This is a genomic window from Acidobacteriota bacterium (assembly GCA_034211275.1).
In the GTDB taxonomy this organism is placed as follows: Bacteria; Acidobacteriota; Thermoanaerobaculia; order Multivoradales; family JAHZIX01; genus JAGQSE01.
This window is the reverse complement of the sequence record JAXHTF010000292.1, coordinates 1-5,420: the sequence shown is the minus strand read 5'-3', so window position 1 is coordinate 5,420 and position 5,420 is coordinate 1. Positions and strand designations below refer to the sequence as shown.

Genomic DNA, 5,420 nt, shown 5'->3' with positions numbered 1-5,420 from the left:
CACAGCACCACCTCGTGCCCACAACGGGCAAATTGGGCTGCCAGGGCGGTGCCCCAGGATCCGGAACCCAGCACTCCGATCTTGCTCATGCGCTCACTCCACTACTCCTACTGTCCTGTTCGACCCTCGGTGCTGTCGTTCCTCGACTCTGCCGGGTCGTCGCTCAGGGAAAAGCTCGCCACCTCGCGATAGCGCGCGCCCTCGGGACCCAGACGGCTTTCGAAGAGCACTCCCCGGCGCACCGGAAACGGCTCTGCCACCGCCTCGGCGGCCTGCTCAGAGAAAGTCTTCACCGCTTTGCGCCCCCAGGGCTTGCGGCAACGGGCGAGGGTCAGGTGGCCATGAAACGGCCGCTCCGCCCCTTCCTCCGCCGCCGCCCGGGCCGCCGCCGGCGAATCGTCCGCCATCAGCGCCCGCACCACCGCATCCCGCAGCTCCCCCAGGGCGTCGGCGGGACGGCTCTCCAGACCCAACCATGCTACCCGGGCGGGGCGCCGAGGCGGAAACGTGCCCGCCCCCACCACCTGGAGATCGAAGGTCCGGCGGCGCCGGAAGGCCGGCGCCAGCAACGATCGCAGGTCCTCGGTCTGCCCCTCCGGCACTTCCCCCAGGAAGAGCAGGGTCACGTGCCAGGCCTCTGGCCGCACCCACCGAGCCGGCGGCGTGGACGCCTTCCAGCGCCCGATGCGGCGGGCGATCTCGTCCCGCACGGCTTGGGGAATCTCCAGGGCGACGAAGGCGCGCACCGGAGGTCACGGCTCCAGCAGCCGGCGCCGCAGCATTTCCAGCGCCAGCTGACTCGTCTGCCAGCGAATGCGCCGGCGGTCCCCCGGCAACCGCAGCAGACGATGATGGGTTCCGGCGGCTCCTGCCACCGCCACATGCACCGTCCCCACGGGCTTTTCCTCGGTGCCGCCCCCGGGACCGGCGACGCCGGTGATGCCCAGGGCCCAGGTGGTGCCGAGGCGCTCTCGGGCTCCCTCCGCCAAAGCCCGGGCCACCTCCTCGCTCACCGCGCCGTAGCGTTCCAGCAGTTCCTCCGGCACCCCCGCCAGGAGCTGTTTGAGGCGGTTGGAATAGACCACCAGCGAGCCCTGGAAGTAGTCACTGCTGCCGGCGATGCGGGTGAGGCGCTCCGCCACCAGGCCGCCGGTGCAGCTCTCGGCGGTGGCGACGGTGGCCCCGGCCTCGGCCAGCATCCGACCCACCACCGTCTCCAGATCTTCGTCTTCCAGGCTGTAGACCGCCTTGCCCGCCAGCTCCACCAGCCGCCGCCGCATGGCCTCCAGCCGCTCCCGCCGCGCCGCCTCCTCCCCCTGGGCGGTGATCCGCAGGGTGATGTCCGACGGCTTCGACAGCACGGTGATGGCCTCCCGGCTGAATTCTTCGTAGGCGGGGGCGATGATCTGCTCCAGATCCGACTCGCCGATGCCCACCACCTTGAGCACCCAGGTCTCCCGACTCTCCGCCCCTGCGGTCTGGCGCAGCCAGGGCTCCAGGTAGTGAGTGATCAGCCCGTCGATCTCCCGCGGCACCCCGGGGAGCAGGAAGAGGGTGCTCTCCCCCTCCTCCAACCGTAGCCCCGGCGCCGTCCCGCGACGGTTCTCCAGCACCTCGGCGCCGTCCACCACCTGCGCCTGGCGCTTGTTGACCTCCGCCATGGTGCGGCCGAAGCGGCGGAATTTCTCGGCGATGTCCTCTTCCACCGCCGGGTCGTGGTGCATGCCCCGCCCCAACGCCACCGCCGCCGCCTGGCGGGTGACGTCGTCGGAGGTAGGGCCCAAGCCCCCACTCACCACCACCAGCCCGGTGGCATCGAGCATCGAGCGGATCTCCCGGGCGATGTCCTGCACAGAATCCCCCACCACCGCCTTGCGCCGCATCTCGATGCCGAAGCGGGCGAGGAGGGCGGTGAGGGTCAAGCTGTTGGTGTCGAGGCGGTCGGTGCCCAGAAGCTCCGTACCGACGGCCAGAAAAGATGCCTGCATGGCCCGGATCATAGGGGGGCGGGGCGCGGGTGGCAAGGGAGGCCGCCGATGGCGGGCGAGCATCCCCGTCCCGAGGCCTCAGCTGGTAAACTGGCAGTCATGCCGAAGAGCGATCCCTACCCTTCGGAAGACCGCATGCGCCAGGTCTTCGATCTGCTCGAACGCCGGGTCGAGGAGCGCTGGGGAATCCCGGTGGTCATCTCCGACGTGCCGGAGCCCTTCACCGGCGATCTCGACGGTGCCCACATCGCCATCGACTACGCCAACGACGTCGAAGGAGCGCTGTTCATTCTGATCCACCTCTTCGGCCATACGGTGCAGTGGAATCTGGATCCGGCGGCGCGGGAGATGGGCAGCAAGGTGGAAGAGGATCCCACCGAAGAACGGCTGGCGGAGCTGGAAGCCTATGAGCGGCAGGCCTGCCGCTACAGCCTGACCTTGCTGCACGAGGCCGGCGTCCACGACCTCGACGCCTGGCTGGCGGATTTTTCCCACTGCGATTTCGCCTACCTGCGGCACTTCTACGCCACCGGCGAGAAGCGTCCGTTCAAAAGCTTCTGGCAGGCCGGCCAGCCCCTCCTCGAACCGTTACCCATTCCGAATTTCCAACCCACCCGCTGGCTCGCCCGCAGCGAAGGCATCGTGGTCTGACGAGACCGTGGTCTGAAGTGGTGACCGACAGCCCAGTCCAGGCTCTGGACCCAGGACGCGACGACGAGATCCGGGGCCTCGACAACATCGCCCTGGACTTACAGCCGGCGGGGATCGGCAGCCGGATCCTGGCCGGTCTGCTCGATTACCTGCTGCTCTTCCTGATCCTCTCCGTGGTCATCGGCGCCCTGGTCCTGCTGGGCGTGGCCCTGGCGCCGGTCGTCGACCCTGGCCGGGACCCGGTGATCTTCACCGTCCTGCTGGCGTTCTTCATCATCATCCCCTTCCTGGTCAACTGGGGATATTTCATCTTCCTCGAGATCACCGGCAACGGCCAGACTCCGGGCAAGAAGCAGGCGAAGATCCGCGTGGTCGGCCGCCTGGGGGGCACCGCTTCCACCCGCTCCATCGTCATCCGCAATCTGCTGCGGGACGTCGACCTGATCATCGGCGTGCCCCTGATGGCCACCGATGGCCGCTGCCGGCGCCTCGGCGACCGCCTGGCGGGAACCCTGGTGGTACACGAGGAGGCAAAACGAGATGCGATGGCGGAGCGCCGCATGGGGCGCATGCCGGCGTCCTGGGGAGCCTCGGAGGTGGCGGTGGTGGAAGCGCTCTTCGAGCGTGCCGGGGAGCTGGAGAGGGAGCACGTCCAGCGCCTCGGCCGCCGCCTGGTGGCCCTGCTGCAGCGGGACGCTCCGGAGCTCCTGGAGGAGCCCGCCCGCAGCCGTCCGGAGGTGGATCCCAACCCCCTGCGCACCCTGCGCCAAGCGCTGCAGCTCGAGGTCGTGCAACCCGGCGTCGACGGTAGTCCGGCGGAAGAGGGCGCGACGGGAGAGAACCCGGCGGGAGAAGACCGAGCCTGATGGACTACGCCGCCTTCCAGCGTCTGCGTCAGCCGGTTTGGGAGGGCTTCGAGCAAGCCCTGGAATCCGCCCGGCGCCAGAGCCGGCCCAGCCACCAAGAGGTGGAGGCGCTGGCCATGAGCTACCGCCAGGTCCTCCACGACCACGCCCTGGCCACCTCCCGCTATCCCGGCACCGGCGCCGCCCGGCGGCTGCGGCGCTTGGCGGCGGCGGGCACCCACTACCTACACCGGGAGCCGCCGGCCAAGAGCTCCGGAGGCTCGTTCTTCCTCTACACCTTCCCCAACGCCGTCTGGCGCCGTAGCCGGGCCCTGGGCATCGCGCTGGGAGTGTTCGTGCTCCTTGCCGTCTTCGGCCTCGCCGTGACCATTTACCGCCCCGGCCTCGGGGTCGCCTTCGTCGGCACGGAGGCGGTGGAGGGAATGCGCCACGGACGGCTTTGGACCGAGAGTCTCACCACCACCACGCCCCCGGCCATCTCCTCCTCCTTCATCGCCACCAACAATCTCTCGGTGGCGTTGACCGCCTGGGCCGGCGGTGCCCTGGCGGGCATCGGTTCGCTCTTCATCCTGGCCCTCAACGGCTTGATGCTGGGCTCGGTCATCGGCATCACCCTGCACTACTCCATGGACGCCGCCCTATTCGAATTCATCGCCGCCCACGGACCGCTGGAGCTGACCATCATCATCGTCTCCGCCGGCGCTGGCCTGGTGCTCGCCCACGGCCTGGTGACGGCCCAAGATCGGCCCCGCGGCGAGGTGCTTCGGGAGTCTGCCCGGGATGCCCTGGTGATCCTCGCCGGCTGCCTGCCCTGGCTGGTGCTGCTGGCGTTGGTGGAAGTCTTCGTGTCGCCGGACCCACAGGTGCCGGTGGTCTTCAAGCTCGCCTTGGGACTGGCTCTGGAGGCTGCGTTCCTGGGGTTGGCGTTCAACCCTCTGGCTACCGGCAGCCCCACCTCCACCGGCCCTGGCATCGAAGCGCCGCATCCTACCGGGAGCCCCCATGGCTGAGCCCTACGACAGTCTCGCCCCCATGCCCCTGCGCATCCTGGTGGACCAGGCCATGCGCGAAACCCGCAAACACTTCCGGCGCCTCTACCTACCCTTCGCCACCGTCCTGATGGTGGTCCAAGGGGGCGCCATCTTCGCGCTGCTGGCCTGGTCTCAATACATGGAGAGCGGAGCCGTCGCGGACTTCGACGAGTTCGGTGCCGTGATGGTCGGCGGCTGCGGCGGCATCGGGCTGCTCTTCGTCCTGGTCTACTGGACCCTCATCGCCATGCAGGTGGCGGCGGTGCAGGCGGTGGCGAACCGCCCCATCGATCTGGCCCAGGCCTGGCTCTTCCCCCTGCGGCCGAAGGTCATCGGCACACTTCTGCTGATGGTCCTCTTCCTCGTCCTGGGCACCCTGGCCTGTGTCTTCCCGGTGATCTGGGTGGCCATCGTGCTCTCGCTGGTGTTGCCGGTGATGGTGTTGGAAGACCTCTACGGCAACAACGCCATCAAGCGCAGCTATCGGCTGATCACCTACAACCCCCACCGCAGCCTGCTGCACAATCCCCAGGTCAAGGTGGGCCTGATCTTCGTCGTCAGCTGGGCCCTCAGCTCGCTGGTGGGGCTGCTCCTCAAGACTCCCTTCCAGCTAGTTCTGGCGGTCCTCGCCTTCCGGGATGCGGCGTCCACCGGCGTCGAAGCCGTCGAGACCATGGGCACGGGAACCCTCGAGATGGTGCTCTCCGGCCTCGGCGAGGCCGCCGGGGCCCTGGGCAACGCCGCAGTGCAGCTCTACACCTTCATCGCCATCACCCTGCTCTACTTTGACTGCGCCGGCGCCGGGAGGGAGAGGATCTCGATCAGGCCCTGGACCAGCTGGGAGCCCCACGGCTCTCCGACCTGAAGGCGGGCCCCAGCAGCGC

At 68.9% G+C, this 5,420-nt stretch carries 7 protein-coding genes; 4 read left to right on the top strand and 3 right to left on the bottom strand.

Annotation, left to right across the window (positions count from 1 at the left end; genetic code table 11):
* From SX243_24935 to SX243_24925, 3 genes are all read right to left on the bottom strand, one after another.
* On the bottom strand, positions 1-89 hold an 89-nt coding region (locus SX243_24935; protein ID MDY7096234.1), incomplete at its 3' end, for an NAD(P)-binding domain-containing protein.
* An 18-nt stretch (positions 90-107) separates the two neighbouring features.
* Positions 108-746, bottom strand: a complete 639-nt coding sequence (gene thpR, locus SX243_24930) for an RNA 2',3'-cyclic phosphodiesterase (protein MDY7096233.1) — start codon at positions 744-746, stop codon at positions 108-110.
* A gap of 6 nt (positions 747-752) precedes the next feature.
* Positions 753-1,988, bottom strand: a complete 1,236-nt coding sequence (locus SX243_24925; GenBank protein MDY7096232.1) for a competence/damage-inducible protein A — start codon at positions 1,986-1,988, stop codon at positions 753-755.
* 99 nt (positions 1,989-2,087) lie between these two features.
* Between SX243_24925 and SX243_24920 the strand changes: the two genes are divergently transcribed.
* Genes SX243_24920 through SX243_24905 form a run of 4 tightly spaced genes read left to right on the top strand, consistent with a single transcriptional unit; the run spans position 2,088 to position 5,401 of the window.
* Entirely contained in the window at positions 2,088-2,639 is a 552-nt protein-coding gene (locus SX243_24920) for a hypothetical protein (protein MDY7096231.1), read from the top strand.
* A 20-nt stretch (positions 2,640-2,659) separates the two neighbouring features.
* A complete protein-coding gene (locus SX243_24915) occupies positions 2,660-3,505 on the top strand; it encodes an RDD family protein (protein ID MDY7096230.1) in 846 nt (281 codons plus the stop codon).
* Positions 3,505-4,515, top strand: a complete 1,011-nt coding sequence (locus SX243_24910; protein MDY7096229.1) for a stage II sporulation protein M — start codon at positions 3,505-3,507, stop codon at positions 4,513-4,515. The genes SX243_24915 and SX243_24910 overlap by 1 nt, the downstream gene beginning before the upstream one ends.
* Positions 4,508-5,401, top strand: a complete 894-nt coding sequence (locus SX243_24905) for a hypothetical protein (protein MDY7096228.1) — start codon at positions 4,508-4,510, stop codon at positions 5,399-5,401. The genes SX243_24910 and SX243_24905 overlap by 8 nt, the downstream gene beginning before the upstream one ends.
* Positions 5,402-5,420 lie beyond the last annotated feature (19 nt).